The sequence below is a fragment of the Denitratimonas organivorans genome, from assembly GCF_037478135.1.
GTDB lineage: Bacteria > Pseudomonadota > Gammaproteobacteria > Xanthomonadales > Xanthomonadaceae > Denitratimonas.
Map to the genome: position 1 here is coordinate 1 of NZ_JBBHDV010000029.1, position 1,042 is coordinate 1,042.

1 protein-coding gene is annotated in these 1,042 nt (G+C 64.9%); it reads left to right on the forward strand.

Annotation, left to right across the window (positions count from 1 at the left end; genetic code table 11):
* Window positions 1-90: 90 nt before the first annotated feature.
* Window positions 91-1,035, forward strand: coding sequence for an IS30 family transposase (locus tag WDB66_RS15170; protein WP_339399440.1), 945 nt, complete (start codon window positions 91-93; stop codon window positions 1,033-1,035).
* Window positions 1,036-1,042: the final 7 nt, after the last annotated feature.

Sequence of the window (1,042 nt, forward strand, 5' to 3'; positions counted from 1 at the left end):
GGCGGATTCAACCCTGAAGTGCAATTTCCTTGAACCGAAGCGGGCCAGGTGCCGTAGGCTGGGCCGCTCCACGACCAAGCGAAGTTGCCCATGTCCTATCGACACCTGACCCAGGAAGAACGCTACCAGATCGCTGCGCTGCTGAGTGCAGGATTGTCCAATGTCGCCATTGCCAGACAGCTTGGCCGCCACCCCAGCACCATTGGCCGGGAGCGGCGACGCAACACCGGCGAGCGGACCTATCGTGCCGCATCCGCGCACAAGGCGGCCCAGACCCGTCGTCACCATGCCAGCTCACGTCCCCAGTTACCGGCGGAGGCGTTCGCCCAGATCGAGCACGGCGTGAGCCAGCAGTGGAGCCCGGTGCAAATCCGGGGGCGGTGTCAGCTGCTGGGGATGGCCGTGCCCAGCCACACCACCATCTATCGCTACATCCACCGGCACAGCTTGCGACATCGCCTGCGCCTGCCCAAGCGGCGGCGCGGCTATGGCCGTCATCGGGTCCAGCGCTTTGCCGACCGCACCCCGATCAGCGAACGCCCTCAAGCGGTCCAGGACATGACCCAGTTCGGGCATTGGGAGGTGGATACGGTGCGTCCAGGCAAGGGAAGCGGCGTGCTGGTGACCATGAACGAGCGCCTCAGCGGCCTGCTGTGTCTGGGGTGGAGCCCCACGGGCAAGGCCCAGGATGTCGCCGATACAGTGGCGGCGTGTCTGACCCCCTACCGCAGGCACGTCCATACCCTTACCAGCGACCGGGGCAGTGAGTTCGCCGATGGGGATTTCATCGAACTGGCACTGGAGGCCACGCTGTACATGGCCGATCCGCACGCCCCCTGGCAGCGGGCACGCAACGAACACCTCAACGGCCTGGTGCGTGAGTACTTCCCGCGCAAGCGCAACTTCTCAACCATCCTGCCGGAGGAGATACGCAACGCCCAGGACGCACTCAACAACAGACCCCGGAAACGCCACCGCTTCCTCACCCCTTTCGAGGTATTCTTTCACCACTCACGCGTTGCACTTCGCGGTTGAATCCGCC

Coding starts and splice junctions, on each gene's coding strand:
- WDB66_RS15170 (WP_339399440.1), top strand. CDS start 91: ATGTCCTATCGACACCTGACCCAGGAAGAACGCTACCAGATCGCTGCG.